This is a genomic window from Reella acinonychis (assembly GCF_052384575.1).
In the GTDB taxonomy this organism is placed as follows: domain Bacteria; phylum Pseudomonadota; class Gammaproteobacteria; order Enterobacterales; family Pasteurellaceae; genus JBQSUQ01.
Genome location: NZ_JBQSUQ010000002.1, coordinates 1 through 26,725, shown reverse-complemented (window position 1 = coordinate 26,725; position 26,725 = coordinate 1). Strand labels below are relative to the sequence as shown.

At 38.3% G+C, this 26,725-nt stretch carries 28 protein-coding genes; 9 read left to right on the top strand and 19 right to left on the bottom strand.

What is annotated here, in order from left to right:
* Positions 1 to 46: 46 nt before the first annotated feature.
* Both mglA and mglC read left to right on the top strand, forming a co-directional pair.
* On the top strand, positions 47 to 1,564 hold the full coding sequence (gene mglA, locus ACT2CV_RS00720) for a galactose/methyl galactoside ABC transporter ATP-binding protein MglA (protein ID WP_464973703.1): 1,518 nt from the start codon (positions 47 to 49) through the stop codon (positions 1,562 to 1,564).
* Between the two features lie 18 nt (positions 1,565 to 1,582).
* Positions 1,583 to 2,593, top strand: a complete 1,011-nt coding sequence (mglC, locus tag ACT2CV_RS00715) for a galactose/methyl galactoside ABC transporter permease MglC (protein WP_464973702.1) — start codon at positions 1,583 to 1,585, stop codon at positions 2,591 to 2,593.
* Positions 2,594 to 2,842: 249 nt separating this feature from the next.
* Here the strand turns inward: mglC and ACT2CV_RS00710 are convergent, their stop codons facing one another.
* The 3 genes from ACT2CV_RS00710 to rsuA are packed head-to-tail and all read right to left on the bottom strand — an operon-like array spanning position 2,843 to position 4,961.
* Complete coding sequence (locus ACT2CV_RS00710) at positions 2,843 to 3,079, bottom strand: zinc ribbon domain-containing protein (protein WP_464973701.1); 237 nt, start codon at positions 3,077 to 3,079, stop codon at positions 2,843 to 2,845.
* Positions 3,079 to 4,269 carry a Bcr/CflA family multidrug efflux MFS transporter gene (locus tag ACT2CV_RS00705; protein WP_464973700.1) on the bottom strand — a complete coding sequence of 397 codons (1,191 nt, stop codon included), beginning with the start codon at positions 4,267 to 4,269 and terminating at the stop codon, positions 3,079 to 3,081. The genes ACT2CV_RS00710 and ACT2CV_RS00705 overlap by 1 nt, the downstream gene beginning before the upstream one ends.
* The gene (gene rsuA, locus ACT2CV_RS00700; RefSeq protein ID WP_464973986.1) at positions 4,266 to 4,961 is read right to left on the bottom strand and encodes a 16S rRNA pseudouridine(516) synthase RsuA; all 696 of its coding nucleotides are present in this window, start codon (positions 4,959 to 4,961) and stop codon (positions 4,266 to 4,268) included. Before rsuA ends, ACT2CV_RS00705 begins: the two co-directional genes overlap by 4 nt.
* Before the next feature lie 261 nt (positions 4,962 to 5,222).
* Between rsuA and sodA the strand changes: the two genes are divergently transcribed.
* Positions 5,223 to 5,888, top strand: coding sequence for a superoxide dismutase [Mn] (gene sodA, locus ACT2CV_RS00695; RefSeq protein ID WP_464973699.1), 666 nt, complete (start codon positions 5,223 to 5,225; stop codon positions 5,886 to 5,888).
* Between the two features lie 43 nt (positions 5,889 to 5,931).
* Here sodA and ACT2CV_RS00690 read toward each other — a convergent pair whose 3' ends face one another.
* From ACT2CV_RS00690 to epmA, 6 genes are all read right to left on the bottom strand, one after another.
* Positions 5,932 to 7,374 carry an NAD-dependent succinate-semialdehyde dehydrogenase gene (locus ACT2CV_RS00690; RefSeq protein WP_464973698.1) on the bottom strand — a complete coding sequence of 481 codons (1,443 nt, stop codon included), beginning with the start codon at positions 7,372 to 7,374 and terminating at the stop codon, positions 5,932 to 5,934.
* Positions 7,375 to 7,428: 54 nt separating this feature from the next.
* Positions 7,429 to 8,040, bottom strand: coding sequence for a YfgM family protein (locus ACT2CV_RS00685; RefSeq protein ID WP_464973697.1), 612 nt, complete (start codon positions 8,038 to 8,040; stop codon positions 7,429 to 7,431).
* Positions 8,041 to 8,052: 12 nt separating this feature from the next.
* A complete protein-coding gene (gene hisS / locus ACT2CV_RS00680; RefSeq protein ID WP_464973696.1) occupies positions 8,053 to 9,324 on the bottom strand; it encodes a histidine--tRNA ligase in 1,272 nt (423 codons plus the stop codon).
* A 25-nt stretch (positions 9,325 to 9,349) separates the two neighbouring features.
* The gene (ispG, locus tag ACT2CV_RS00675; protein WP_464973695.1) at positions 9,350 to 10,456 is read right to left on the bottom strand and encodes a flavodoxin-dependent (E)-4-hydroxy-3-methylbut-2-enyl-diphosphate synthase; all 1,107 of its coding nucleotides are present in this window, start codon (positions 10,454 to 10,456) and stop codon (positions 9,350 to 9,352) included.
* A gap of 5 nt (positions 10,457 to 10,461) precedes the next feature.
* Entirely contained in the window at positions 10,462 to 11,430 is a 969-nt protein-coding gene (locus ACT2CV_RS00670; RefSeq protein WP_464973694.1) for a RodZ domain-containing protein, read from the bottom strand.
* Positions 11,431 to 11,543: 113 nt separating this feature from the next.
* Positions 11,544 to 12,515, bottom strand: a complete 972-nt coding sequence (gene epmA / locus ACT2CV_RS00665; protein ID WP_464973693.1) for an elongation factor P--(R)-beta-lysine ligase — start codon at positions 12,513 to 12,515, stop codon at positions 11,544 to 11,546.
* Positions 12,516 to 12,729: 214 nt separating this feature from the next.
* Between epmA and frdA the strand changes: the two genes are divergently transcribed.
* The 5 genes from frdA to manA all read left to right on the top strand — a co-directional run bounded on the left by frdA (position 12,730) and on the right by manA (position 17,361).
* Positions 12,730 to 14,526, top strand: coding sequence for a fumarate reductase (quinol) flavoprotein subunit (gene frdA, locus ACT2CV_RS00660; protein WP_464973692.1), 1,797 nt, complete (start codon positions 12,730 to 12,732; stop codon positions 14,524 to 14,526).
* A complete protein-coding gene (locus ACT2CV_RS00655; RefSeq protein ID WP_464973691.1) occupies positions 14,519 to 15,289 on the top strand; it encodes a succinate dehydrogenase/fumarate reductase iron-sulfur subunit in 771 nt (256 codons plus the stop codon). Before frdA ends, ACT2CV_RS00655 begins: the two co-directional genes overlap by 8 nt.
* Before the next feature lie 10 nt (positions 15,290 to 15,299).
* Positions 15,300 to 15,692 carry a fumarate reductase subunit FrdC gene (gene frdC / locus ACT2CV_RS00650; RefSeq protein WP_464973690.1) on the top strand — a complete coding sequence of 131 codons (393 nt, stop codon included), beginning with the start codon at positions 15,300 to 15,302 and terminating at the stop codon, positions 15,690 to 15,692.
* Positions 15,693 to 15,701: 9 nt separating this feature from the next.
* Entirely contained in the window at positions 15,702 to 16,046 is a 345-nt protein-coding gene (gene frdD / locus ACT2CV_RS00645) for a fumarate reductase subunit FrdD (protein WP_464973689.1), read from the top strand.
* A gap of 121 nt (positions 16,047 to 16,167) precedes the next feature.
* Positions 16,168 to 17,361, top strand: a complete 1,194-nt coding sequence (gene manA / locus ACT2CV_RS00640) for a mannose-6-phosphate isomerase, class I (protein ID WP_464973688.1) — start codon at positions 16,168 to 16,170, stop codon at positions 17,359 to 17,361.
* A gap of 62 nt (positions 17,362 to 17,423) precedes the next feature.
* Here the strand turns inward: manA and iscX are convergent, their stop codons facing one another.
* From iscX to trmJ, 9 genes are all read right to left on the bottom strand, one after another.
* The gene (gene iscX / locus ACT2CV_RS00635) at positions 17,424 to 17,618 is read right to left on the bottom strand and encodes a Fe-S cluster assembly protein IscX (protein ID WP_464973687.1); all 195 of its coding nucleotides are present in this window, start codon (positions 17,616 to 17,618) and stop codon (positions 17,424 to 17,426) included.
* Entirely contained in the window at positions 17,618 to 17,959 is a 342-nt protein-coding gene (gene fdx / locus ACT2CV_RS00630) for an ISC system 2Fe-2S type ferredoxin (protein WP_464973686.1), read from the bottom strand. Before fdx ends, iscX begins: the two co-directional genes overlap by 1 nt.
* Positions 17,960 to 17,976: 17 nt before the next feature.
* On the bottom strand, positions 17,977 to 19,824 hold the full coding sequence (gene hscA, locus ACT2CV_RS00625; RefSeq protein WP_464973685.1) for a Fe-S protein assembly chaperone HscA: 1,848 nt from the start codon (positions 19,822 to 19,824) through the stop codon (positions 17,977 to 17,979).
* Between the two features lie 20 nt (positions 19,825 to 19,844).
* Entirely contained in the window at positions 19,845 to 20,366 is a 522-nt protein-coding gene (gene hscB, locus ACT2CV_RS00620) for a Fe-S protein assembly co-chaperone HscB (RefSeq protein WP_464973684.1), read from the bottom strand.
* A gap of 3 nt (positions 20,367 to 20,369) precedes the next feature.
* On the bottom strand, positions 20,370 to 20,693 hold the full coding sequence (iscA, locus tag ACT2CV_RS00615) for an iron-sulfur cluster assembly protein IscA (protein WP_464973683.1): 324 nt from the start codon (positions 20,691 to 20,693) through the stop codon (positions 20,370 to 20,372).
* A 173-nt stretch (positions 20,694 to 20,866) separates the two neighbouring features.
* On the bottom strand, positions 20,867 to 21,250 hold the full coding sequence (iscU, locus tag ACT2CV_RS00610; protein ID WP_464973682.1) for a Fe-S cluster assembly scaffold IscU: 384 nt from the start codon (positions 21,248 to 21,250) through the stop codon (positions 20,867 to 20,869).
* Between the two features lie 120 nt (positions 21,251 to 21,370).
* Complete coding sequence (locus ACT2CV_RS00605; protein WP_464973681.1) at positions 21,371 to 22,585, bottom strand: IscS subfamily cysteine desulfurase; 1,215 nt, start codon at positions 22,583 to 22,585, stop codon at positions 21,371 to 21,373.
* A gap of 41 nt (positions 22,586 to 22,626) precedes the next feature.
* Positions 22,627 to 23,085, bottom strand: a complete 459-nt coding sequence (gene iscR / locus ACT2CV_RS00600; RefSeq protein ID WP_464973680.1) for a Fe-S cluster assembly transcriptional regulator IscR — start codon at positions 23,083 to 23,085, stop codon at positions 22,627 to 22,629.
* A 73-nt stretch (positions 23,086 to 23,158) separates the two neighbouring features.
* The gene (trmJ, locus tag ACT2CV_RS00595) at positions 23,159 to 23,881 is read right to left on the bottom strand and encodes a tRNA (cytosine(32)/uridine(32)-2'-O)-methyltransferase TrmJ (protein WP_464973679.1); all 723 of its coding nucleotides are present in this window, start codon (positions 23,879 to 23,881) and stop codon (positions 23,159 to 23,161) included.
* Between the two features lie 180 nt (positions 23,882 to 24,061).
* On the opposite strand from trmJ, the gene suhB reads away from it, so the two are divergent.
* Entirely contained in the window at positions 24,062 to 24,862 is an 801-nt protein-coding gene (gene suhB, locus ACT2CV_RS00590; protein ID WP_464973678.1) for an inositol-1-monophosphatase, read from the top strand.
* A gap of 26 nt (positions 24,863 to 24,888) precedes the next feature.
* Here suhB and ACT2CV_RS00585 read toward each other — a convergent pair whose 3' ends face one another.
* The gene (locus ACT2CV_RS00585) at positions 24,889 to 26,670 is read right to left on the bottom strand and encodes an ATP-binding protein (protein ID WP_464973677.1); all 1,782 of its coding nucleotides are present in this window, start codon (positions 26,668 to 26,670) and stop codon (positions 24,889 to 24,891) included.
* Positions 26,671 to 26,725: the final 55 nt, after the last annotated feature.

The window sequence follows — 26,725 nt, the reverse complement described above, 5'->3', positions numbered from 1 at the left end:
CTTATAGGGGAGAACTGTCTCCCCTTTTGTTTTTATGAGGTTGGATATGACAGCACAAAGGATACAACAAGGTGAAGTGCTACTGACAATGAAAAATGTCAGTAAATCCTTTCCTGGCGTAAAAGCGCTTGATAACGCAAATCTCACTGTAAAATCGCACTCTGTTCATGCCCTAATGGGTGAAAATGGCGCAGGAAAATCGACGCTACTTAAATGTTTATTTGGTATTTATGCCAAAGATGAAGGCGAAATTCTTTTTTTAGGTAACCCCGTCAATTTTAAAACATCAAAAGAAGCCCTTGAAAATGGGATTTCCATGGTTCACCAAGAATTGAACCTCGTTCGCCAACGTAATGTAATGGATAATCTATGGCTTGGTCGCTACCCATTGAAAGGGGTATTTGTTGATCATGCCAAAATGTATCGAGATACAAAAGCCATTTTTGATGAATTAGACATCAATATTGATCCAAAAGAGAAAGTAGCAAATCTTTCTGTTTCACAAATGCAGATGATCGAGATTGCAAAGGCCTTCTCTTATAATGCCAAAATCGTGATTATGGATGAACCGACGTCTTCTCTATCCGAAAAAGAAGTGGAACATCTGTTTAAAATCATTGAGAAATTAAAAGAACGTGGTTGTGGCATTATCTATATTTCGCACAAAATGGACGAAATATTTAAAATTTGTGATGAAATCACGATTTTACGAGATGGTAAATGGATCAACACTGTTGCAGTAAAAGATTCCACCATGGATAGTATTGTATCAATGATGGTAGGACGTGAATTAACCCAACGTTTCCCGCCAAAAACCAATACGCCACAAGAAGTGATTTTGCAAGTTGAAAACCTAACGGCTAAAAATCAACCTTCTATTCAAAATGTCAGCTTTGAACTGCGTAAAGGCGAGATTTTGGGCATTGCAGGACTTGTAGGTGCAAAACGAACCGATATTGTGGAAACCATATTTGGTGTACGCGAACGCGCAAGTGGCGAAATCAAGTTGCATGGCAAAACAATGAAAAATTCCACCGCACTTGAGGCCATTAACAATGGATTTGCACTTGTGACGGAAGAACGTCGCTCTACAGGGATTTATGCCAACCTAAGCATTGAATTTAACTCATTGATTTCCAATATGAAATCCTATATCGCTTCTCTTGGTTTACTCAGCAGTAAAAAAATGAAAAGCGATACACAATGGGTAATTGATTCAATGAATGTAAAAACCCCGTCTCACAAAACAAACATTGGTTCACTTTCTGGTGGTAATCAACAAAAAGTCGTTATTGGCCGTTGGTTATTAACCCAACCCGAAATACTCATGTTAGATGAACCAACTCGAGGCATTGATATCGGGGCAAAATATGAGATTTATCAGTTAATTATGCAACTGGCACAAAAAGAGAAAGGGATTATCATGATTTCATCTGAAATGCCTGAATTATTGGGTGTGACCGACAGAATTCTGGTGATGAGTAATGGTAAAGTCGCTGGCATTGTGGAAACAGCCAACACATCCCAAGAAGAAATCTTGCAATTAGCTGCAAAATATTTATAAAAATAGAAGGAAAGTATTATGTCCGCACTCAATAAAAATAAATCCTTAGATTTTCTGAAACAGAATGCGATTTACTTCGTATTATTGGTGCTTTTGGCAATTATTATTGCACAAGACCCAAGTTTCTTAAGTTTACGCAATTTTAGTAATATTCTGACACAATCATCTGTTCGCTTAATCATCGCACTCGGTGTAGCTGGGTTGCTTGTTACACAAGGGACTGACTTATCCGCTGGTCGTCAAGTGGGTTTAGCAGCGGTGATTTCCGCAACCCTATTACAAGCTATGGACAATATGAATAAGGTATTCCCAAATTTAGGGGAAATACCAATTCCTGTCGTTATCCTCGCAGTTTGTGCAGCGGGTGCAGTAATTGGATTAATCAATGGTTTAGTTATTGCTTATCTGAATGTAACGCCATTTATTGCCACAATGGGGACCATGATTATCGTCTATGGTATTAACTCTCTCTACTACGATGCCGTAGGTTCATCACCAATTGCTGGCTTTAATGACAGTTTTGCAGATTTCACTCAAGGTTTCTTCCGCGTTGGATCATTTAACCTTTCCTACATCACGATTTATGCAGCCATTGCATCTATCATTGTGTGGATTATGTGGAATAAAACACGCTTCGGTAAAAATATCTTCGCTATCGGCGGAAACCCTGAAGCTGCGCGCGTGTCTGGGGTAAACGTAGCACGTAACCTCGTGGTTATTTATATGATCGCTGGGATGTTCTACGGTTTCGGTGGTATGTTAGAAGCAGGTCGTATCGGTTCTGCAACCAACAACTTAGGTTTTATGTATGAATTAGATGCTATCGCCGCTTGTGTGGTAGGTGGTGTATCATTCGCTGGTGGTGTGGGTACCGTTATCGGTGTAGTAACTGGGGTATTAATTTTCACTGTTATCAACTACGGCTTAACCTACATCGGCGTTAACCCATATTGGCAATACATCATCAAAGGTAGCATTATCATCTTCGCAGTAGCAATTGACTCACTCAAATATGCGAAGAAAAAATAATTTCTTTCTATCTAAACCAAAGGACGCTCATCGCGTCCTTTATTTATTTTGGCGCTACGCTGCCACTGCACACAACCCAATAGATGCAATGGATTGTAGGGACATCATTGCGGATATCCATCAATAAAATAAATTAAGATCACTTGACAGCAACATGGCGTCCCTAGATGTTAATTTAAAATTCATGGTGTATGCGCTAGTGATATAATCTATATTCACTTAAAAAGTTGGCAAAAATCCACCGCACTTTTAAGCAAATTGATTCCACAACATGACACCAATGATAATGGCGAGGAATAGAATTAACCAAAACAACTGGACTTTTTGGTTTTGCTTATTTAACTGTTCATTATGCAAACGACGTTGTTCTAACTTCTGACGATACAATGCTAAATCACTTTCTAAAAAAGAGAAACCACAATGAGGGCAGGATTTCGCACTATCGCTGATTTTATGCCGACATTCAGGACATTTTTGTAACGCCATTATGCCTCCTTAATTTGCTTAAATGTAAGGAAATAGTAACAACATACCGCTAAAATCACACAACCACCCATGGTATAAAGCATCGGCGCTGCACTGTCCATTTTCATTAGCGCTACCAGTGAACCAACAGAAGCGCCAATACCAAAACGTACAGTTCCTGCTAAAGAATTTGCAGTGCCTGCCATATTAGGAAATTTTTCCAAAATAGATGCCATTGCATTTGATGAAATTAAGGAATTTTGCCCGACAAATAAGGCGATACCTAGTGCCATTGGCCAAAAACCTAAATCAAACAAAGCCACTAAAATCAACCATAATCCTGCAGCCAATTGAATAGCCAATCCAATTTGTAACATACGTTCAGCGCCCATCTTAAATACCAAACGACCATTTAAAAACGAACCTAACGCTAACACGCTGATATTAAGCATAAAGAAATAACCGAAATTTTCGGGAGCAATACCGTATAAACCGATATACACAATAGAACCGGAAGTAATAAAAGCAAACATACCACCAAATCCTAAACCTGAGGAAAACATATAGCCAAGTACTTCCTTTTGTTTCCATAAGCTCACAAAGTTTTTTGCAATAATATTTAAACGCAATGGAATACGATTTTCTTTTTTATGGGTTTCAGGAATGATCAATGCGACTAAAAGGGTTGCCAAAATACCAATCGCCATAATCACATGAAAAATACTGTGCCAATGCCAGAATTTAATGATATAGCCACCCACAATAGGTGCTAGTAAAGGAGCAACCATAAACACAAGGGTAATAGTGGACATCATTTTTGATAATTCATTTTTGTTAAACAAATCACGTAATAATGCCCCGACTAACACTACTGGCGCCGAACTGAAAAAACCTTGTGCAAAGCGAAGTGCGGTGAAATTTTCAATAGAATTGATACTGGTTAGCACAAAGGAAACGCCAGCACTGATACTCACGCCTAGCAACATAATGGGTTTTCGCCCAAAACTATCCCCCACAGGTCCCCAAAAAAGTTGCCCTGCTGCCATACCAAAGGTAAAAAAAGTGAGCGTATATTGCACTTGTTCTGGACTCACTTCCAAGTCTTTCGCCATTTGTAAAAACGAAGGCAAGTACATATCAATGCCCAAAGGTGGAAGCATTGATAACATGGCTAACGTTAAAATAAATAATGCTCGATTTTTCAATATCATAAAAAATGTTCTACTTCTTCTTGTGTTAAGGCGCGAAAATCACCTTCATCTAATTGTTCATCTAATTGAATATCACCGATTCGCCAACGGTGCAAAGCCACCACTTTATTGCCCAATGCGGCAAACATACGTTTAACTTGATGATAGCGCCCCTCACTAATGGTTAAATTCACATTATAGTCATCAATAATTTCTAACTTCGCTGGCTTTGTAGGATCTTTTTCGCCTCGTAATAAAATGCCTTGCTCACAAGCTTGTTGATAATGGCTTTCAACAGGATCAGCCAAGGTAACCAAATAGGTTTTCTCACAATGGAACTTTGGCGAAGTAATACGATGCGACCATTGTCCATCGTCAGTGAGTAAAACTAATCCTGTGGTATCTACATCTAAACGCCCTGCACTATGCAATTTTCCTGCGAGAGGATAATCAAAAAATTGATAAATGGTCGGATAATCGCCATCATCATTAGAACAAACATAGCCTTGTGGTTTATGTAGCATAAAATATTGAGGGCCATCCAACCATTCCAAAGGCTCGCCTTCAAAAAGAATTTCATCTTCTGCACTCACTTTCCTTGCGCCATTTTTTTCAATTTCTCCGTTAATTTGCACCGCACTTTGACGTAATACTTTGTTGGCTTGTGAGCGCGTTAATCCCGTTTGTTCTGCTAGAAATTTATCTAATCTCATCATGTTATATTGTTCTCCATTATTTATCCGCTATTCTACGCTTCTCATCTAAAAAATTCATCCCACTTTCTCAGTATATAAATCAGAATTCTTTTAACAGAAAATAGGCATTTTTAATGATCTAAATCAAGAATTCTGCTAATATAAGCCCATCTTTATAGACATTTGTCTAAAAAGTAAATAGCACAACTAACGATTAACCTTAGCCCTTGTCGGCTACATCGTCCCTAACAAATTAGCTCTACGATTAAGGAGAATTTTATGGCTTATACTTTACCTGAATTAGGCTACGCCTATGATGCATTAGAACCTCATTTTGATGCACAAACAATGGAAATTCATCACAGTAAACATCATCAGGCTTATGTCAATAATGCAAATGCAGCATTAGAAAGCATCCCAGAGTTTGCTGAATTAGCAGCACAAGGTTGCCCAGGCTCATTCTTGAAAAAACATTTAAGCAATGTACCAGCAGACAAATTTACTGCATTACGTAACAATATCGGTGGTCATGCGAACCACAGATTATTCTGGAAATCATTAAGAAAAGGAACAACCTTACAAGGTTCATTAAAAGCAGCTATCGAACGCGATTTCGGTTCTGTAGACGCATTCAAAGCTGAATTCGAAAAAGCGGCAACAACGCGTTTCGGTTCGGGTTGGGCATGGTTAGTGGTTTCAGATGAAGGTAAATTATCTGTTGTTTCAACTGCAAACCAAGATAACCCATTAATGGGTAAAGAAATTGCAGGTTGTGAAGGCTACCCATTATTTGGTTTAGACGTTTGGGAACACGCTTATTACTTAAAATTCCAAAACCGTCGTCCAGACTACATCAAAGAATTCTGGAATGTAGTTGACTGGGAATTCGCAAATACACGCTTTGACAAAAAAGTGTCTTCTGGTTGCGGTTGCCAAGGTAAATAATTTATTTTATCAATGAAAAATCGGCTCTCAATGAGCCGATTTTTTATACATTCATACACAGATATTTTATTTCAAGAAATTCCTCTAAGCCATAACGAGAGCCTTCCCTTCCCAGACCAGACTGCTTCACGCCTCCAAACGGCGCCATTTCATTAGAAATCACTCCTTCGTTAATTCCAACAAGCCCTACTTCTAAAGCTTCGCTCACTCGCCATACTCGACTTAAATCCTTAGTGTAAAGATAAGCAGCCAAACCAAATTCACTATTATTTGCAAAATCAATCACTTGCTGTTCCGTATCAAACTCGATTAATGGCGCCAAAGGTGCAAAGGTTTCCTCATGGCAAACTTGCATATTCTGAGTAACATTTTCCAAAATAGTTGGCTCAAAGAAAGTACCACCTAATTGATGGCGTTGTCCCCCAAGCCTAATAGTCGCACCTTGTTTTACGGCATCCGCAATATGAGCTTCAATTTTTTGCACCGCACTTTGATTAATTAAAGGACCAATATCCGTTTTAGGATCAGTAAAAATCCCTACTGAAAAAGACCGCACTTTTTGCGCTAATTTGTCGGCAAAAGCACGATAAACACCTGATTGCACATAAATTCGATTAGTACAAACACATGTCTGCCCTGCATTACGGAATTTAGACGCAATCACCGCGTCCACCGCCTGATCTAAATCAGCGTCATCAAATACAATAGAAGGTGCATTGCCTCCTAATTCTAAGCTGAGTTTTTTTACTGTATTGGCGCATTTTGCCATTAAACTTTTGCCCACTTTAGTGGAACCTGTAAAAGTCAATTTACGCACATCTTCACTTTGTGTTAAAACATCACCCACTTCTTCTGCTTTATCCGTTGGTAACACATTGAACACGCCTTGAGGAATACCCGCTTGATGAGCAAGCTCTGCCAATGCCAAAGCAGATAATGGTGTTTCAGGTGATGGTTTAATAATAATGCTACAACCTGCAGCAAGTGCTGGAGCGGCTTTACGCGTAATCATTGCATTAGGAAAATTCCAAGGCGTAATTGCGGCTACAACTCCAACAGGTTGCTTAATCACTAATAAGCGGCGATTTTCTTTATCTTGCGGAATAATGTCACCATAGGCGCGTTTGCCTTCTTCCGCAAACCATTCAATAAAACTCGCACCATAAGCGATCTCGCCACGACTTTCTGCTAAAGGTTTCCCTTGTTCCAAGCTTAGCAAATACGCAAGTTGCTCCTGGTGTTGCATCACTAACTCATACCATTTCATCAGCATTTTTGAACGCGACTTCGCCGTTAATTTCTTCCAGCTTTGCTGTGCAATTTTTGCTGCTTGAATCGCTTGCTCCGTTTGTGTTTGACCAATATTGGCGACCTTCGCAATGAGTTGTCTATCAGCAGGATTGTATACATCAAAGGTTTGCTGATCTTCCGCCTCAACAAATCGCCCATTAATATATGCTTGCGTCCGCAATAAACTTAATTCCATTTTTCACTCCTTTAAAAACAACAAAGCTCGGGCATTACCCAAGCTTTGCAAAAATTATAAATTATTTAACCGCACTTGTGCTTCTTGTCGTTCAAGATCAGATCCTGATTTTATTGCAGTTTCAAAACTCTGTTTAGCAGCTGCTTTATCGCCTTTTGCTAATTGAATTTCACCAGTGATTAACGCTTTACGTCCATCCCAACTTGTATCTTTAACAGAAGTTAATGTTTGCAATGCTTTATCCCATTGTTGCTGCTGCAATTGCACTTCGGCTAAACGGATCGCCGCAATTGAAGCTAAAATGCTATCTGGCGATTGGGCGACAGCTTGGCTTAAAGCTTGTTCTGCAGCTACGTAATCTTGCTTAGTCACTGCCACTTTCGCTTGTTCTAATAATGCAAACGTTGCATAAGCAGTTTTACTATTCTCTTTCACAAAAGCATCAATTTGTGCTTTTTGTGTTGCTTCATCTGCATTTGAATAAATGATTTGATCATATTGCGCCGCAGTTTCTTGGATTTTATTCGCTTGATAACTTTGCCAATAGTTCCAACCTGTTACACCACCAAAACCTAAAACAGCCGCCGCAATAAGCGTTTTGTAGTTTTCTTTCCACCAAGATTTAATTTCATTTAATTCTTGTTCTTCTAAACTGGTATAAGCCATTTTACTTTCCTTTTAAATATGTTGTTCAATATAGGCAACAACTTCATCTAATGCCACAGTTTGCTGCTCGGCACCGCTCAACAAATGTTTGATAACAACTTGTTTATTCTGCACTTCTGTTTCGCCAATCACTATCGCTAAGGTTGCCCCGACTTTATCCGCACGTTTAAATTGCTTTTTAAAGTTACCGCCACTGCAATGCAACATGGTGCGTAAGTGCGGTAAATTTGAGCGAAGTTTTTCAGCCAATTGGAATGCTGCAAGTGTAGTGCCTTCGCCTTGGAAAACCACATAAATATCCACCGCACTTGGTAATGGAATGGCTTTATTCACTTCTTGAACTAATAGCACCAAACGCTCTAATCCCATGGCGAAACCAACGCCTGTCGTCGCATGGCCACCCAATTGTTCCACTAAGCCATCATAACGTCCACCACCGCACACAGTACCTTGCGCACCTAATGCTGTCGTTACCCACTCAAAAACGGTTTTATTATAATAATCTAAACCGCGCACCAGTTTTGGATTGACTTCATATTTAATACCGACTGCATCCAATAATGCACAAAGTTGTGCAAAATGCTCGCGACTATCATCATCCAAATAATCCAACAATTTTGGCGCATCATTAAGCACTTCTTGCAAAGCTTGGTTTTTAGTATCCAAAATACGCAGTGGATTTTTCACTAAGCGTTCTTTTTCTTCATCACTTAACAAATCAATATGTTGTTGCAAGAACGCGACTAAAGCAGAACGATAATTTTGACGTGCTTCTAATGAACCAATAGAATTTAGTTGCAAACTCACGTGCTGATCAATACCTAACTCTTTCCATAAACGCGCCGTTAAAATAATGAGTTCAGCATCAATTTCTGGATTAGGAATACCGAATACTTCCACGCCAGCTTGGTGGAATTGACGGTAGCGCCCTTTTTGTGGACGCTCGTGACGGAACATAGGTCCCATATACCATAAACGTTGTTCTTGGTTATAAATCCAACCATGTTCTATCGCCGCGCGCACGCAGCCCGCTGTACCTTCTGGACGTAAAGTGAGTTGTTCATCATTATCCCAAAAGGTGTACATTTCTTTAGAAACAACATCCGTTACTTCACCAATTGCACGCGCAAAAAGCGGTGTGCTCTCAACAATTGGCATACGTACTTCTGCATAACCATAATTCTGTAAAACTGAGCGCACTTTTCCTTCAATCCATTGCCATAATGGACTTTCAGTTGGGGAACAGTCATTCATTCCGCGAATAGCTTGAATTGTTTTCGCCACGTTATTTTCCTACTTGTAATTCTGTTTAAATAATTCGATTTTTAGGGTCTTGCGCTGCCACTCTGGCGCGAATTTTTGCTTCCAATTGATTAATGAGATCATCATTATCAAAGCGTTCTTTTTGGCGCTCACCATCTAAATAGAAGCCACTTTTTTTGTTGCCACCCGTTACGCCTAAATCAGAAACTAATGCTTCACCTGGACCATTTACCACGCAACCAATAATGGAAACATCCATTGGTGTGATGATATCCTCTAAACGTTGTTCAAGGGCATTCACTGTACCAATTACATCAAATTCTTGGCGCGAACAAGTTGGGCAAGCAATAAAATTAATGCCACGTGAACGAATACGTAATGATTTAAGAATATCAAAACCCACTTTGATTTCTTCCACTGGATCAGCTGCTAATGAAATACGCAAAGTATCACCAATGCCTTCAGCTAAAAGCATGCCTAAACCCACCGCACTTTTTACGGCGCCAGCACGAAAACCGCCCGCTTCAGTAATGCCTAAATGCAAAGGTTGCTTAATAGCTTTGGCTAATAAACGATAACTTTCCACCGCTAAAAACACATCCGAGGCTTTCACGCTCACTTTAAATTGATCAAAGTTAAGGCGATCTAAAATTTCCACATGACGTAACGCCGATTCCAATAAGGCTTCCGGTGTTGGTTCGCCATATTTTTCCTGTAAATCTTTTTCTAAAGAACCTGCGTTCACACCAATACGGATAGGGATATTTTTATCTCTAGCGCAATCTACTACTGCACGAATACGATCTTCACGTCCAATATTACCTGGATTAATACGTAAACAATCCACACCATATTCCGCGACTTTTAAGGCAATGCGATAGTCAAAATGAATATCTGCAACTAGTGGCACATTCACTTGTTGCTTAATTAATTTGAAAGCTTCCGCTGCATCCATTGTTGGCACCGAAACACGCACAATATCCGCGCCAACACGTTCTAAAGATTTAATTTGTGCAACAGTGGCTTCCACATCAGTGGTACGCGTATTAGTCATTGATTGCACTGCAATAGGCGCATCTCCACCGACCGGCACATTTCCCACATAAATTTTTGTCGATTCACGACGTTTAATTGAAGGTTTAAATGATGACATAATTTTTATTGTAATTTGATTCGAGCAACACGACCGTCAATTTTTAACGGATAAGCTTCGCCCTTATAAGTAATTTTCACATTTGCTGGCGCACCAATGGTTAAAGCATAAGGTCCTTTACCATCAAAGGTTAATACTTCACCTTGCTTGTATTCTTTTTGTGCTAAATTTTTACGATTCGCATCTTTTACCGTAATCCAGCTGGTTGCGGCGGTAATTTCGATTTGTAAATCGCCACTTACCACTTTATTTTCTTCTGCGTTGCTTTCAACCGCATTATTTTCCACGTTGGTTGCCTGATTTAAATGCTGACTCAACATGTTTTCAGCGGTAGCAGGGGCAGAATTTTCCATTGCTGGAGCCACTTCTGTGGTTGCAACAGCAGGCACTGTTGTTAGGTCTGGTGCAGCTTCTGTTGTCACAGGTGCTGATGCTACATTTGTATTTTCTACAGCTGGTGTTGTAGGTGGCAATAAGGCTGCATTGGTCTTTTCTGTATTTGTGGTTTGCTCTTCACTTGCTACATAGTTTTGAACCATATTATCTCGTTCAGAGTTAGATTGTTGGTAATTTTCCCACCACCAAAGAGCAGTCATACTTGCAACAACTAAAAGCACTAAACCAGTTAAAATACCTAACCAACGACTATATGAAGCATGAGGCGTCGTCGCACGTCTCACTCGTGCATTACGATTTAAATCATTTTTCGGATCTTCACCAAAGATCGCGTCATTATCCCATAGACTTTCTGGTAATTTTAGAAACTTCGCATAATTACGCACATAACCTTTCATAAAGGTCGCAGGAATATTTTTCTGAATAAATTCATTATTTTCCAAATATTGTAAAATCACTGGGCGTAAATTAATTTTTTCTGCGGCTTCTTCAAGGGTTAAATTTAACCCTTGGCGCGCTTGACGAAACTGCTCACCAAGTGAAAGTACTTGTTCTGCTTGATTTTTTGGTGTATCCATAAGCGAAATTTTTCCAAATTGAAAAGAAATAAAATTCAAGTGAGTAAGTTTAAAGTTGTATCCCCTGTTTTGCAACTTTTATTCACAAAACTCGGGCAAAATACACCGCACTTTTAGGCATTAGAAATACCAAATGACATCACTTCTTCAATGTTTTCCACACCTAAAGCGATCATCAATAAACGATCTACGCCAAGCGCAACCCCGGAGGTATTAGGTAAACCTGATTGCAATGCGGCTAATAATCGATGATCAATATCTCTTACAGGCAATCCCAATTTTTCTCTTAAACGGTTATCCTGTTCAAAACGATGTTGTTGCTCGCTTGCATCCGTTAATTCATGAAAACCATTAGCAAGCTCTAAGCCTTTGTAATAAAACTCAAAACGTTCTGCCACGCGATGATCTTCTGAACTAATTTGCGCTAACGCTGCTTGAGTGGCAGGAAAATGATAAATAGCAACAGGTCTTTTCTGCCCTATTTGAGGTTCAACGACAGTACTAAATAAAAATTGCAACAACACATCTCTGGATTCGTCTTCGTCACAAATAAAATGATACTCTTTAGCTTTAGCAATCAGTTCGGTTTTACTCGCTGAAAGGGGATCTAAACCCACATATTCTTGGAAAGCAAATTGATAACTTAAACTTTCCGCTGGCTCACAATCTAAAATTTGTTGCAATAAATCATCGACTTCATTGATTAAGCGATACATATCAAAGAATGGGCGATACCATTCCAACATCGTAAATTCAGGATTATGTTTTCTGCCGGCTTCTTCATTGCGAAAGACATGACAAATTTGGAAAATGGCACCTGAACCGGCCGCGAGCAAACGCTTCATATGATATTCAGGGCTGGTATTTAGCCATAAGGTTTTCGATTGTTCCGCAAAAGGCGAGCTAAATTCTGTGCTAAAAGTAGCTAAATTCACATCCGTTACACCAAATTCACTGAGAATTGGGGTATCGACTTCAAGTACGCCGCGTTCCGTAAAGAAATGACGGATTTCTGCGATAATTTTTGCTCGTGCGATTAAATTTTTAATTGACGCCGTTGGCTGCCATACAATTTGTTCAGACATATGTTATTCCACTCAAAAATTTCGGCTATTTTACCCGTAATTCAGACAAACAACAAATTGCGACTTATTCTTATTTTTCTTTAAGTGCGGTGAGATTTTGACAGTTTTTGAGATAGATCACATTTCTTTACATTATAGTAAAAAATAGGTAGTAATTTGTTTAAATTTAAGTAACATATCTTTCGATCTTTTCTATTTTTTGGGGGATATTATTGTGCAAATCGTTAATGTAGATATTGCAATTGTTGGTGCTGGTGGTGGCGGTTTACGTTCCGCAATCGCAGCAGCAGAAGCAAATCCAAATTTAAAAATTGCTTTAGTTTCTAAAGTTTATCCAATGCGTAGCCACACAGTTGCCGCCGAAGGTGGTGCAGCTGCGGTAATAAAAGAAGAAGACAGCTACGATAAACATTTCCAAGATACAGTCGCTGGTGGTGACTGGCTATGTGAACAAGATGTAGTTGAATATTTTGTTGAACATTCACCAGTTGAAATGACACAGTTAGAACGTTGGGGTTGCCCTTGGTCTCGTAAAGAAGATGGGGATGTCAACGTGCGTCGTTTCGGTGGAATGAAAATCGAACGTACTTGGTTTGCTGCCGATAAAACCGGTTTCCACTTATTACACACCTTATTCCAAACCTCTATCCAATATCCACAAATTCAACGTTTTGATGAATACTTTGTGTTAGATATTCTGACAGATGATGGTCATGCTTGTGGTTTAGTTGCCATGAATATGATGGAGGGCACATTAGTTCAAATTAACGCGAAAGCCGTTATCATCGCAACAGGCGGTGGTTGTCGTGCGTTCAAATTCAATACCAATGGTGGTATTGTAACTGGTGATGGTTTATCTATGGCATATCGTCATGGCGTACCATTACGTGATATGGAATTCGTTCAGTATCACCCAACAGGTTTACCAAATACGGGTATTCTAATGACCGAAGGTTGTCGTGGTGAAGGTGGTATCTTATTAAATAAAGATGGTTATCGTTATTTACAAGATTATGGTCTAGGACCTGAAACACCAATTGGTAAACCACAAAATAAATATATGGAACTTGGTCCTCGCGATAAAGTTTCACAAGCATTCTGGCAAGAATGGAAAAAAGGTAACACATTGAAAACTGCAAAAGGTGTTGATGTTGTTAACTTAGATTTACGTCATTTAGGCGAAAAATACTTACACGAACGCTTACCATTTATTTGTGAATTAGCACAAGCTTATGAAGGTGTAAACCCTGTTCATGACCCAATTCCAGTTCGTCCAGTCGTACACTACACCATGGGTGGTATTGAAGTCGATTTCAATAGTGAAACACGTATCAAAGGCTTATTTGCAGTAGGTGAATGTGCATCTTCAGGATTACATGGTGCAAACCGTTTAGGTTCTAACTCATTAGCTGAGTTAGTGGTATTAGGTCGCGTCGCAGGTGAATATGCTGCAAGACGTGCACTTGAAAATCATCCTGTCAATCAAACTGCGGTTGATGCACAAGCGCGTGATGTAATTCGTCGTTTAGAAGATTTATACAACCAAGAAGGCACTGAAAACTGGGCAGACATCCGCGAAGAAATGGGTACTGCAATGGAAGAAGGCTGTGGTATTTATCGTGACCAAGCAAGCATGCAAAGTGCGGTGGATAAAATTGCAGAATTAAAAGAACGTTACAAACGTATTCGTATTCAAGATCGCTCAAGCGTGTTCAATACCAATGTGCTTTATACCGTTGAATTAGGTTACATCTTAGATGTTGCACAATCGATTGCAAATTCAGCAATTGAACGTAAAGAATCACGTGGTGCTCACCAACGTTTAGACTATGTTGAACGTGATGATGTGAACTATTTGAAACATACACTTGCGTTCTACAATGAAAACGGTGCGCCTCGTATTGAATACAGCCCGGTGAAAATTACAAAATCACAACCAGCGAAACGTGTGTATGGTGCTGAAGCTGATGCAGCAGAAGCAGAAAAAGCGAAGGAGAATGCAAATGGCTAACCAATCTATTATGAATGTAGAAGTGCTACGCTATAATCCTGAAGTGGACAAAGAACCGTATTTACGCACTTATCAAGTTCCTTATGATAACCAAACTTCTTTATTGGATGCACTCGGTTATATTAAAGATAAACTTGATCCTGAATTGGCTTACCGCTGGTCTTGTCGTATGGCGATCTGTGGTTCTTGCGGTATGATGGTAAATAACAAACCGAAATTAGCTTGTAAAACGTTCTTACGTGATTACAGCGGTCATATGCGCATTGAAGCATTAGCAAACTTCCCTATTGAACGTGACTTAATTGTTGATTTAAGCCATTTCATTGAAAGTTTAGAAGCAATTAAACCTTATATCATTGGCAATAAAATGCCTGAATTAGATGGCAAACCACATCCATCTTCAGAATTAGCGAAAAGCCGTACTAAACAAACACCGAAACAATTGGAAAAATATCGCCAATTCTCTATGTGTATTAACTGTGGTTTATGTTATGCAGCTTGCCCTCAATTTGGTTTAAATCCTGAGTTCGTTGGCCCTGCCGCATTAACACTTGCACATCGTTATAACTTAGACAACCGCGATAGCGGTAAAGATCAACGTATGCCAATCATCAATGGCGACAATGGTGTTTGGTCTTGTACGTTCGTAGGTGCTTGCTCTGATGTATGTCCAAAACATGTTAATCCAGCAGCAGCAATTAACCAAGGCAAATTAGAAAGTGCGAAAGACTATCTAATTTCAATGCTTAAACCAAAAGCATAGGGAGAATGTTATGACTGAATTAGCAAGCAAACGTAAAAAATATGTACGAGAAATGACACCAACTTGGTGGAAAAAAGTCGATTTTTATCGCTTTTATATGCTACGCGAAGCAACAGCTATCCCTACCGTTTGGTTCTGTTTAGTGTTGTTGTATGGCATTGTCTGCCTAGGTAAAGAAAATGGTATGGTAGAAAGTTTCATTCCATTCTTACAAAATCCATTGGTCATTATTTTAAATATTATTTCTTTGGGTGGGTTAATCCTACATGCGATTACGCTATTTGATATGACAGGCGAAGTGATGTCTGGCACAACAGGACTAAAAGCAAGCCTTATCCGTAATGCATTACGCGTTGCTTTTGGTGTAATCAGTGTTCTCACCTTAATTTTATTGTTTATTTAAGGAGGAAATATGGTTAATCAAAATCCAAAGCGTTCAAATGAACCACCTGTATGGTTAATGTTTAGTGCTGGCGGAATGATTAGCGGGTTAGTATTTCCCGTATTAATCCTTGCCATTGGTTTATTACTTCCTTTTGGCATTATTTCGGTAGATAACATCGTTGCATTTGCACACAATTGGTTTGGTAAATTAGTGCTATTAGCCATTACCATTTTCCCAATGTGGGCAGGCTTACACCGACTTCATCATGGTATGCATGATCTGAAAGTACAGGTGCCAGCAGGACATTTCATTTTTTATGGATTAGCGGCGCTTTATTCGATTATCGTGTTCTTAGCAGTCATTGCAATCTAATCCACGACAATTCAAAATAGGCATCAAATGATGCCTATTTTTATTTCATAAACATTATAAAATTCCACCGCACTTTTGTGCTAGAATCAGCTGAATTCTATTATCAAGTTAAGGATAAAATATGACTGGCATTTACAAACTCACAGGCACATTACAGCAATATGCTTGGGGTGGCGAAAATTATATTCCGACATTAATTCAATTCGATAAACAACCTCAACAAACTTATGCAGAATGGTGGCTTGGTGCTCATAATTCCTCACCATCGCAAATTGACATTGACGGAGAAACACAAAGCCTACTTACTTTTTTACGACAAAATCCTTCTGCTCTTGGCACACAAAGTAGAAACACTTTTGGCGATGAACTGCCTTATTTACTCAAAATTCTTGATGTGAAATTACCGCTATCAATTCAGCTACATCCAACGAAAAAGCAAGCTGAAATCGGTTTTGCACAAGAAAATCAACGTGGCATTGACTTAAAAGATCCTAAGCGGACTTATAAAGATAATAATCACAAACCTGAAATGATGATCGCATTATCTGATTTCTGGTTATTACATGGCTTTAAACCAAAAGCAAAAATTATTGAAACCCTACGTCAATATCCGCATTTTGCTCAACTAGCAGATAAATTAGAAACTCAAGACTTACACAGTTTCTATGCTGAGATTATGCAAGCAAACCAATCACAGTTAGAAGGTTGGTTAAATCCAATATTCAGCAGCAATAAATTAGAAAACCTCACGCCAGAAAATCCGGATTATTGGGTGCTTTATAGTTGCGAGGCAATGGAAATCCCTGCCGACAAATTAGATCCTGGTTTAATGTGTTTTTATCTATTCAATATTGTACATGTTAAAAAAGGCGAAGGTATTTTCCAAGATGCGGGAATTCCTCATGCTTATTTGCGTGGACAAAATATCGAATTAATGGCTTGTTCTGATAATGTTATTCGTGGCGGTTTAACACCAAAACACGTGGATATTGACGAATTATTAAAAGTCATTGATTGCAGCGAAGTTATCCCCAAACTAATCCCTCCTGCACCTCAAACCCAAGGCAGTTTTACTTACCAAACTCCCGCAAAAGATTTTGCCTTAGAGAATCTAAATTATCATGCTGAAACCCTAATTAAAGGAACCGCAGATAATACCTCTATCTTATTTGTGATGGAAGGAAAAGTACAGTTACAAGCCAACGGCAAATCCCTAGAGCTCAATCAAGGCGAATCAGCATTTATATGTGCAGAAACGCAATATGAAATACAAGGAATGAAACAAGGATATGCAGTGATTGCAAAACTACCGTAAAATACACCGCACTTTATGGAGTTATAAGGACAAAAAATCCGCTGGCATCAGCGGATTTTATTTTATTCATATTCTTCTAACCAAATGGTTAAAATCGCTTCGAGGATATGCTCGTTGGACGCTTCGGGATCATCATCAAAATCCTCCATTTCAACAATCCATTTATGCATATCAGTAAAACGAACGGTTGTTGGATCTAAATCGGGATTCATATCATACAGATTTTCCGCGATCATGCGTGTATCAGTCCATTTCATTAATGTGCCGCCTCATTTGCATGGTTTAAGTTATATTTTGGAATTTCAACAACTAAATCTTCTTCACCCACAACACATTGACAAGACAAGCGGCTATCCATTTCTAAACCCCAAGCCTTATCTAACATATCTTCTTCTTGATCTGTTGTTTCATTTAGGCTATCGAAGCCCTCTCTAATTACCACATGGCAAGTTGTACAAGCGCAAGAACCATCGCAAGCATGATGAATTTCAACACCGGCATTATGTGCAACATCTAATAAATTCTCACCTGTCGCAGCATCAACGACCATGCCTTCAGGGCAGAATTCTTCATGAGGTAAAAAAACAATTTTTGGCATAATACTTTCCTATAAAATTATAAATTTTCGACTGATTGTCCCGTTAATGCTTTACGAATTGACTTATCCATTCTTCGTGCAGCAAATTCTTGAGTCGCTTGGTCTAAGGCTTTAATTCCTTGTTTGATCGCTAGGGTGTCTGTGCCCTGTTGCAATTCATCCAGAGAAACTAATGCATTTTTGACCGCACTTAATTCTTCTTCATTTAACAATTCTTGATCATCATTCAATGCTGCCAAGACAGCTTCAATAACACGTTTTGCTTCAACTCGTTGTTCCGCTAATAAACGTGCATCAATATCTTGTTTCGCATTTTCCATTGATGATTTTAACATTTGTGTAATTTCATCATCGGTTAAACCATAAGAAGGCTTAACTTGAATTGAGGACTGAATCCCCGTTGATTTTTCCATCGCTGTGACGCTTAATAATCCGTCTGCATCTACTTGATAGGTGACACGAATATGTGCCGCGCCCGCCGCCATAGCAGGAATGCCACGCAAGGTAAAACGCGCTAAAGAACGGCAATCATCTACCATTTCTCGTTCGCCTTGTACAATATGTACTGACATCGCGGTTTGCCCATCTTTAAATGTGGTAAACTCCTGTGCTCTAGCCACAGGGATTGTGGTATTGCGCGGAATGATTTTTTCCACTAATCCACCCATAGTCTCAATACCCAATGAAAGCGGTATCACATCAAGCAGTAACATTTCCGCATCAGGCTTATTACCCACCAAAATATCCGCTTGAATTGCTGCTCCAAGAGCCACAACTCGATCAGGATCAATGGAAGTTAAAGGCTGTTTACCAAATAATTCAGCGACTTTTTCTCTCACAATAGGCACTCGCGTGGAACCTCCCACCATGACAACTTCACGTACTTCATCTAAACTTACATTTGCGTCTTTTAATGCTCGACGGCAAGCAAACAATGAACGTTTCACTAAAAGCGCAACCAATTGATTAAACTGTTCGCGCTGAATTGTGCCTTTCCAATCTTGATAAACAATTTCCGCTTGCAAATTATCTGTTAAAGCAATTTTCGTTTGAGTTGCTAATTCGATTAGCTGACGTTGTTGCTGCGCTGTTTTAGGCTCAATACCAGATTGTTCAATAATCCAATTCATCAGCAATTGGTCAAAATCATCACCACCAAGAGCTGTATCGCCCCCAGTTGACAACACTTCAAACACACCTTTTGATAAACGAAGAATTGAAATATCAAAGGTGCCTCCACCTAAATCATAGACGGCAATTACCCCTTCTTGACCACTATCTAAACCATAGGCAATAGCTGCAGCGGTGGGTTCATTTAATAAACGTAAAACATTGATTCCTGCTAATTTTGCAGCTTCTTTTGTACTTTGACGTTGCGCATCATCAAAATAAGCAGGAACAGTAATCACAGCACCCGATAAGTCGCCAGCCAAGCGTTTTTCTGCAAGTGCGGTTAATTTTTTCAAAATTTCAGCCGACACTTCAATTGGACTGCGTAAACCTTGGCGTGTTTTTAATAAAGGTAAGCCATTCTCACTTGCTTCAAAATCATAAGGTAAATCTGGGCTTTGTTGCTTCACATCCTCAAGGCTACGACCAATTAACCGTTTCACTGAAATAATCGTGTTTAGTGGATCTTTGCTAGCTAACAGAGCAGCTTCATAGCCAACAATTACTTGATCATCTTGAAAATTAACAATGGATGGCGTTAATGGGCGTTCTTGTTCATCAAGTAAAATATCCGCTTGACCATTACGTACCGTTGCGACTAACGAATTTGTTGTACCTAAATCAATCCCTACTGCTAATTTATGCTGATGAGGAGCTGCACTCTGACCGGGTTCTGCAATTTGAAGTAATGCCATTATCGTTCTCTCATTTAGGGTTAAAAATCAAACAATTGTTCTTCAATTCGTTCAATTTCTTGTAATAATTTTTTGATAAAACGAAGTTTATCATTAATTGCTTTCGCTTGCTGCCATTGTTGGCTTAAAAGTGCGGTGGATAATTCGGATAAAATATCCTGTTGTTCTTGTTCTATTTCCGCTAAAAATACCGTTAATTGTTCGCTATTCTGATTTTGCTCAATTTGTTCTAAATGCTCGCGCCATTCCATTTGTTGCATTAAAAATGCCATATCTTTGGTGCTTTTTTCTTCTAAATTTTGTTGTTCACCGGTATGAATGGCAATAATCGCATCTGCACGTAAAATAGGATCTTTCAATATTTGCAATGCATCGTTTATTTCTGCTGACTTTTGCATGGCTAAACGCTGCTCTTGCGGCGAACAATGTGCAAAATTATCAGGGTGCAACGATTTTTGTAAAGCAAGATAGCGTTCCGATAGGATCGCTTGTTCAATATGGAAATTTACAGGTAAATCAAATAAAGCAAAGGGATTTTTCATAATTTATACGTTAAAACTTTCACCACAACCGCATTGATCTTTGACATTTGGGTTACTAAATTTGAAACCTTCATTCAAGCCTTCTTTGACAAAATCAAGCTCGGTGCCATCAAGATAAACAAGACTTTTTGTATCCACAATGACTTTGACACCATCTTGTTCATATACATTGTCATCTTCATTGAGTTCATCTACAAATTCAAGCACATAAGCTAAACCTGAACAACCAGAGGTTTTAATGCCTAAACGTAATCCAATACCTTTACCGCGATTTTGTAAAAATGTTCTTACTCGATTTGCCGCACTTTCCGTTAATGTGATTGCCATACTTAACCTCAAAACAAAGAATACTTATTACATCAATATATTAGAACAAAGGCAAACGAATGCTCACCTTTATTGTTCAAATAGCTACTAAAACATAAAAAAGAAGGGGAAAGACGTTAGTTTCTTTCACCTAGTAATTAATAAAGTGCGGTGAAAAATACCGCACTTTTTTATTATTTACCTTGTTTTGATTTGTAGTCAGCAATCGCTGCTTTGATAGCATCTTCAGCAAGAATTGAACAGTGAACTTTTACTGGTGGTAATTCTAATTCTTCTGCAATTTGGCTGTTTTTAATCGCACCAGCTTCATCCAATGATTTGCCTTTTACCCATTCAGTGATTAATGAGCTTGATGCAATCGCAGAGCCACAACCGTAAGTTTTGAATTTTGCATCTTCAATAATGCCACTTTCATTCACTTTAATTTGTAATTGCATTACGTCACCGCAAGCTGGTGCACCCACCATACCTGTACCTACATCAGCCGCTTTTTTATCCATTGCACCAACGTTACGCGGGTTTTCATAATGATCTAATAATTTTTCACTATATGCCATTTTATTGTTCCTTTTATTTATCTTGTGATGGGCAATTAAAGCCCATCTACATTTATTGATTATGCGAAATTTGTTTAATTTCTTGCAGTAAAAGTAAAAATGCAAGTAAATAAACGCAAATTAGTGAGCGGTCCACTCAATCGTATCTAAATCAATACCTTCTTTGAATAAATCCCACAATGGAGATAAATCTCTTAATTTTTGCACCGCACCTTGCATAAGGCTAACGGTGTAATCAATTTCTTCTTCTGTTGTATAACGACCTAAAGAGAAACGAATAGAACTATGTGCTAATTCATCATTTAAACCTAAGGCACGTAATACGTAAGAAGGTTCTAAACTTGCTGAAGTACAAGCAGAGCCAGATGATACCGCAATATCACGCAATGCCATCATTAAGCTTTCACCTTCAACATAGTTGAAACTGATATTTAGGTTGTTATCTAAACGATGTTCCATTGAACCATTTACATAGGTTTCTTCAATATCTTTTAAGCCATTGTATAAGCGGTCACGTAATGCTTTTAAGCGTGGCATTTCAGTTGCCATTTCTTCTTTTGCAATACGATATGCTTCACCCATACCCACAATTTGATGTACCGGCAATGTACCTGAACGCATACCACGTTCATGACCACCGCCATGGATAATTGCTTCTAAACGAATACGTGGTTTACGACGAACATATAATGCCCCAATACCTTTTGGTCCATATAATTTATGGCTTGACATTGAAAGTAAATCAACAGGTAATTCTGCTAAATTAATGTCAACTTTACCCACACTTTGGGTTGCATCAGTATGGAAAATCACTTTATTGGCACGACAAAGTTCACCAATTGCTTTAATATCTTGAATCACGCCAATTTCGTTATTCGCATGCATAATTGATACTAAAATCGTATCCGGACGAATAGTTGCTTTTAACACATCTAAATCAATTAAACCATCTGATTTAGGCTCTAAATAAGTGACTTCAAAACCTTCACGCTCTAACTGACGGCAAGTATCTAATACGGCTTTATGCTCAGTTTTGCATGTAATAATGTGTTTACCTTTTGTTTGATAGAAATGTGCAGCACCTTTGATAGCTAAGTTATCTGCTTCTGTTGCACCTGAAGTGAAGACAATTTCACGTGAATCCGCACCAATTAAATCTGCGATTTGGTTACGTGCAATATCAACAGCTTCTTCTGCTTGCCAACCAAATTTATGCGAACGAGAGGCCGGGTTACCAAAGTTGCCTTCGATGGTTAAAAATTCCATCATTTTTTTAGCAACTCGCTCATCAACTGGGCAAGTTGCTGCATAATCCAAATAAATAGGTAATTTCATTATTCACTCCTAATAAATATCTTTCTCAATAATTAATGCCATTAATTATCTACTACCAATAAGTTTTCAAAATCTGGATGTTTTTGAAGCACTTTATTATTTTGCTTATTTACCAATTCTGCTAGCGTAATCTGATCTAAAAAACTCTCAATGCGATGACTTAATTCTTCCCACAAAGAATGAGTTAAACATTCATGACCTGCTTGGCAATTTCCTTTACCTAAACATTTTGTCACTGAAATATTTTCATTCACTGCCGCAATAATCATGCCAATTGAGATTTCTTCGGATGGCAAGCCTAATTGATAGCCACCGCCAGGACCACGTACACTTTTCACAATTCCGCCTCGACGCAATTTTGCAAAAAGTTGTTCTAAATAAGAAAGGGAAATATGTTGACGTTCAGAAATATCAGATAACGTAACGGGACCCTCTTGTGCATTTAATGCAATATCAAGAATAGCAGTCACCGCATAACGCCCTTTAGATGTTAATTTCATCCTTCTCTTTCCTTCAAAAAACGGATGCGCCTAGTTTACTTAACCCTGAATAATAGTCAACTATTATTCCGACTTAAACTTTTTGTTTTTCCACCGCACTTAACATTCCTCGCAGAATATTAAGTTCATTTTTTTCCAAACCAGCACGTTGATATAAACGTCGCAATTTTGGCATAACCCCTTGATTTTGAATAAAACCAAGAGATTTGAATACGCGCTCAGTATGTTCAAAAAAATATTCCAATTCCTGCGCATTAGCTAATGCTGAAATGCTTTGATTGGTATTATCTATTAATTCAACAGGAGATGTTTGCAAGAAAGCCATTCGCAATTCATAACATACCAGCTGCACAGCCATCGCTAAATTTAACGAACTATATTCAGGGTTGGCAGGAATGGTTAAATGGTATCGACACTTCAACAATTCTTCATTGGTTAACCCAATACGCTCACGCCCAAAAACGATCGCAATTTCACCGCACTTTGCGGCATTAATCGCTATTTCACCACATTGTCTCGGCTCAATTAAACTATTTTGTAAATGACGCAAACGTGCACTTGTGCCAATTACTAAATGACAATCCGTTATCGCATCCTCTAACTGATTGACCATTATCGCATTTTTCACTACATCTTCAGCACCGGCTGACAAAGCAATAGCTTGTTCATCAACTGGCTGCTTAGGAGACACCAAATACAGCTTGGTTAGCCCCATGGTTTTCATTGCACGTGCGGCAGAGCCAATATTGCCACTATGAGAGGTTTCAACTAATACAATGCGAATACGATCTAACATCTTCTTTTATTATTCTCAATATCGATGGTGTATTTTAGCATAATATCCCTAAAATTTACTGGGTTTCTATAAAAAATTTTAACTCTGGCAAATTGGAGAAAAAATGACTATAATGCACCGCACTTTAAGGCAATAACGATTGCCCTTGTTCTTTCCACAATTTCTCTAATGGACAATACTATGAACCCAATGTTAAATATCGCAATTCGTGCAGCACGAAAAGCAGGTAATATTATCGCAAAAAGCTATGAACGTCGTGATGATATTGAAACCAATGTAAAAGGCAGTAACGACTTTGTTACCAATATTGATAAAGCGGCTGAAAATGCAGTGATTGAAACAATCCGAGCCTCTTACCCAGAACACAGCATCATTTCGGAAGAAATCGGTAGCTTAGAGGGTAATGAACAAGACGTTCAATGGATAATTGATCCATTAGATGGCACCACTAATTTTATCAAAGGTTTCCCTCATTTCGCTGTTTCTATTGCTATTCGCGTTAAAGGTCGCACTGAAGTCGGCGTAGTTTATGATCCAATTAAAAATGAATTATTTACTGCAGTTCGTGGTAAAGGTGCTAAATTAAACGAAATTCGTTTACGCATTGCTGATCGCCGCGATATGAAAGGCGCTGTATTAGCAACCGGTTTTCCATTCAAAAATACGAAATTAATGCCAACTCAAATGGCAATTATGAATTCATTAATTGCAGATACAGCAGATTTCCGTCGCACTGGATCAGCAGCATTAGATTTATGCTATGTGGCAGCAGACCGAATTGACGGTTATTTTGAAATGGGATTTAAACCTTGGGATTGTGCAGCAGGTGACTTAATCGCACGTGAAGCTGGTGCATTAGTGTGTGACTTTGTTGCAGGCCATAATTATTTAACCTCAGGTCATTTAATTGCCGCTCATCCTCGTGTTGTAAAAGATATTTTAAATAAAATCCAACCTTGCTTAGCGCAAGACTTCAAATAATAAGTAAAAAGGGCAATATGCCCTTTTTATTTTTCACCATTTAACCAATGCTTTAATACAGATAAACTCTTATCTATATCCATTTCTAATTGTTCTACCCAAGGACCGATATTAACAATCCACTGTGGCGACTCAAATTGTTGCGCTAAATTCGCCGTTTGCTGGACAGATTGCATAGCCAGACTAGAAGCTGCGCCTTTTAACTTATGCATAATTTCTGCTAATTGCTGCGCTGAAATCTTCCCTTGTAAAAATAACTGATATGACATAACAAAATTCAATTCAGATTGAATGGCTTGTTCAAATAACAGCACATTATGTTTGTATGTTTCAATTCCAATGAAATCAAGTAATTCTTGTAATACTGTCAAATCAAACCAAGGCAATAAACGTTCTCCTACAACGCTATTTGGTTTTTGAGGTTTATTCGCTGAGCTAACGACAAAATCCGCTTCAAAATAACGATTTAAACAAGCATTTAATTGGTTAACTGACAACGGTTTCTTTAACACATCATCAATACCACAGGCTTGATATTCCGCCTTGTTATGCACTACATTCGCTGTCAAGGCAATTAAAAGCGGTAAACAATCCAATTCATCATTTTCATAAGCAGCTTTTAAATGCTTAGCAACATCTAATCCTGTCATATCAGGAAGTTGAATATCCAATAAAACTAAGTCGTACGTTGCTTTATTAAAAGCATTAATAGCATCCTTACCTGACATCGCAACATCAACTTGGTGCCCTAGTTTTTCCAATAATGCAATGGCAACAAGAATGTTCAATTGAATATCTTCAACAAGTAAAATTCGTAAATTTTTAACCGCACTTTGAGATACTGTTTCTTGTTGTTCAGCTGTTTTCGCTTCAATTTCTAAAGTAAAAGTTGAACCTATCCCTAATTGGCTTTTAACCGTCAAATCGCCCCCCATTAAGCGAGCGATATTACGGGAAACAGAAAGACCGATACCACTACCGACAGATTTTTTCGATGAAAATTCCGATTGATAATAAAGCTCAAAAATTTTATCTAATTCATGAGGATCGATACCTATTCCTGTATCTTGGATTGAAAACTCATAACGATTATTTTCTTTGCGCTTTACTGAGAGTACCACTTTGCCTGATTCAGTAAATTTCACTGCGTTATGCAACAGATTCCATAATATTTGACTTAAACGCGTACGGTCTAACAAAAGGAAACTCGGCAAATCATCCGTATATTTCAGCTCAAATACCAGATCTTTTTGCGTGGTCATTAAATTCGCAACATTTTGAATGTCCATAAGAAAACGATGAACATCCGTTTCAGATAAATAAAGTTCAATATTTTCCGTATCAATTTTTTCTAAATCAATAATATCGTTGAAAATATGCCCTAAAGAAACCGCACTTAGATTAATCGTCTGTAAATAATTACGCTGAGACTTAGTCAGATTCGTATCTAGTAACATATTACTTAAACCCAATATGCCATTTAGAGGAGTTCGCAATTCATGACTAATAGTGGCTAATAAAGTACTTTTATCTTGAATAGTTTTTGCTAATTCCTGACGGGAAAGTTCTAATTTCTCTACTAAAACGGTAAAAAAATAAATAACTGAAGGGGCTGAAATTAAACCAAAAATCACTGAGTAAATAAGATTATGCCAATTAATATTATCTAAAAAAATAATACTTAGGATAATCTGCGTGCATAAAGCAAAAATTGAAAGAATAAGAAAGCCAAGTAAAGAAAACTTAACCTTTCCTAGTTTGATAACCCAATCAATGTATCTTTGAGTAAAATGCTTAACGTTCTTCATAATTTAATCAAATATCAATTTTTGCTTCATTCTAACAAAATAAAAGAGAAGAAGA